Source organism: Nostocoides japonicum T1-X7, assembly GCF_001046855.1.
Taxonomy (GTDB): Bacteria; Actinomycetota; Actinomycetes; order Actinomycetales; family Dermatophilaceae; genus Nostocoides; species Nostocoides japonicum.
On sequence record NZ_HF570958.1, the window covers coordinates 4,560,093 to 4,562,938 of the forward strand.

At 72.8% G+C, this 2,846-nt stretch carries 2 protein-coding genes; one reads left to right on the plus strand and one right to left on the minus strand.

From position 1 onward, the window contains the following. Positions 1-255 precede the first annotated feature (255 nt). Entirely contained in the window at positions 256-1,392 is a 1,137-nt protein-coding gene (locus BN12_RS20720) for a D-alanine--D-alanine ligase family protein (RefSeq protein ID WP_048555434.1), read from the minus strand. Between the two features lie 119 nt (positions 1,393-1,511). On the opposite strand from BN12_RS20720, the gene BN12_RS20725 reads away from it, so the two are divergent. Further along, a complete protein-coding gene (locus BN12_RS20725; protein WP_048555436.1) occupies positions 1,512-2,612 on the plus strand; it encodes a trans-sulfuration enzyme family protein in 1,101 nt (366 codons plus the stop codon). Positions 2,613-2,846: the final 234 nt, after the last annotated feature.

Below are 2,846 nucleotides of genomic sequence, written 5' to 3' on the forward strand. Positions count from 1 at the left end.
CAGGTGCGGGGTTGTCGTGGGCTACCCGCCAGTAGGACCACGACAACCCCGCACCTGCCGAGCGGGTCGACTCCGCACCTGCCGAGCGGTCGACTCCGCACGTGCCGAGTTGATGTCCCCTCCTGACGGGGAGCACGACATCAACTCGGCACGTGCGGGATCTCGAGGCGTCGGAGGCCGGAGAGGATCAGAGGTGAAGGCGACCGGAACGGGAACCCGGGAGCCGGGAGCCGGGAGCCGGGAGCCGAGTCAGGGTCAGCGCAGGCCGACGCGGCGCTCGAGGGCGAGCGCGATGAGCTCGTCGATGAGCTCGGCGTAGGAGACGCCGGACGCGGCCCACATCCTCGGGTACATCGACGTCGGGGTGAAGCCGGGCAGCGTGTTGACCTCGTTGACGAGGAGGTCGCCCCCCGCCGTGTAGAAGAAGTCCACCCGGGCGAGCCCTTCGCACCCGCCGGCCTCGAAGGCTCGGGCCGACATCTCCTGGACCCGGGTCACGACGTCCGGCGGGACGTCGGCCGGGCAGGTGAGGCGCACGTCGTCGTCGGCGAGGTACTTCGCCTCGTAGTCGTAGAACTCGTGCCCCTTGACGACGGCGGGCTCGCCGAGGGCGCTCGTCCGGGGCGGGTCGGTCCCGTGCCCCTCGAGGACGCCGCACTCGATCTCCCGGCCCATGACGGCCGCCTCGACGACGACCTTCGGGTCGTGCTCACGGGCGGCCTCGATGGCGGCCCGCAGCTCGTGCGGACCGCGGACCTTGGCGATCCCCATGCTCGACCCGGCGCGTGCCGGCTTGACGAACACCGGCCAGCCGAGCGGCTGGATGCTCGCCATGGCCGCCTCGGGGTCTCGGCGCCAGGCCCGGTCGGTGATGACGGCATACGGTCCGATGGGAAGCCCGGCACTCGCGAACAGCACCTTCATGAGGTGCTTGTCCATCATGAGCGAGGAGGCGGCGACGCCGGAGCCGACGTAGCGGATGTCGGCGAGGTCGAGCATCCCCTGGATCGTCCCGTCCTCGCCGAACGGCCCGTGGAGCAGCGGGAAGACGACGTCGACCCGGCCCAACGTCCGCGGCACCTCGCCGGGCTCGAGGACGGTGAGGTCGCGCGCCCCGGTGCTCGTCGGGACGACGACGGCGGGCCGCGCTCCGTCGACGGCCGGCTCGTTCGTCGCGGTGAGCCGCAGCGGCTCCGGCTCGTCGGGCATGAGGACCCAGTGGCCGTCGCGGGCGATGCCGACGGGGATGACGTCGTAGCGCGTGCGGTCGATCGCCGACAGGACGCTCGCCGCGGTCGAGCACGACACGGCGTGCTCGGAGGACCGGCCCCCGAAGACGACGGCGACGCGGATCCTCCGGTCGGGACCGGGTGCGGCGGGCTGGCTCGACATCGTGAGCGACCCTACCTGCCGGATGCTGCGCGACCCGTGAAGGCCGCGCTGGTTCCGTATGCGTGACCGCCCTCCGGTCGGCTCGACCGTGGCGTCCGGCCGCTCGCTAGCCTCGAGAGGTGAGCCAGACCGACCTGTCCCCCGCGACCCGCGTCGTCACCCTCGGCCGCCTGCCGGCCGAGCCCGGCGGCAGCGTCAACGCACCCCTCGTCCTGTCGTCCACCTACCACGCCGACGGGCCGGTCAACTACGCCCGGGGAGGGAACCCGACGTGGACCTCCTTCGAGGACGTCGTCGGCTCCCTCGAGGGCGGTCACGGGCTCGTCCTCTCCTCGGGGATGGCCGCGGTCGACGCCGTCCTCGCGCTCGTCCCCGTCGGCGGGACCGTGGTCGCGCCGGCCGGGGCATACAACGGCGTCGTCGTCACCCTCGCCGAGCGGGCCGAGGCGGGAACGCTGTCGGTGCGCTTCGTCGACCAGCAGGACGCGGGCGCGGTGGAGGAGGCGCTCGAGGGAGCGGCTCTGCTGTGGATCGAGAGCCCGACGAACCCGCTCCTCGACGTCGTCGACGTCGGTGCCCTGACCGCCCTGGCGCACCGGGCCGGAGCGCTCGTCGCGTGCGACAACACGTTCGCCACCCCGCTGCTCCAGCGGCCCCTCGAGGACGGCGTCGACGTCGTCGTCCACTCGGTGACCAAGTACCTCTCCGGCCACAGCGACCTGCTCCTCGGGGCGGTCGTCACCCGCGACGACGAGCCGGGACGGGCGCTCCATGCCCGGATGGCACGCCATCGCCAGATGCACGGCGCCATCGCGGGACCGCTCGAGGTGTGGCTGGCGGTGCGTGGCGTCCGGACCCTGTCGGTGCGGCTCGAGCGGGCCTGGGCCAACTCCGTCATCCTCGCCGCGCGGCTGGAGACCCACCCGTCGGTGACGCGGGTCCGGTACCCCGGGTTCGGCGCCATCGTGTCCATCGAGGTCGCCGGCGGGGCGGAGGGCGCCGAGCGGGTCGCGACGGCCACCAGGCTCTGGGTCCATGCGACGAGTCTCGGCGGGGTCGAGAGCATGCTCGAGCGTCGCCGGCGACAGTCGGGCGAGCCGGAGACGACCCCGACGAACCTGATCCGCCTCTCGGTCGGCATCGAGGACGTCGAGGACCTGTGGGCCGATCTCGCGCAAGCCCTCGACACGGCGGCCGACGCCTCTCCGGGAGATGCCTGACCTCCACCCGCTTCATCGGTCCACTCCGGAACCCCCGCAGGGCCCACCCCGACCAGCTTTATCGGGTCACCCCAGAACCTGTACCTTCACCCGACAAGCGTTGTCGGGTGAACCTCGGTCTTCCGGGGTGACCCGATAAAGCTGCTGCGGCGAGCGGCGAGCTGCTGCCGGCGAGCGGCCGCGGCGGCGAGCGGCCGGCGGGATCCGTCGACGCGACGCGATCGTGGCGGTCGG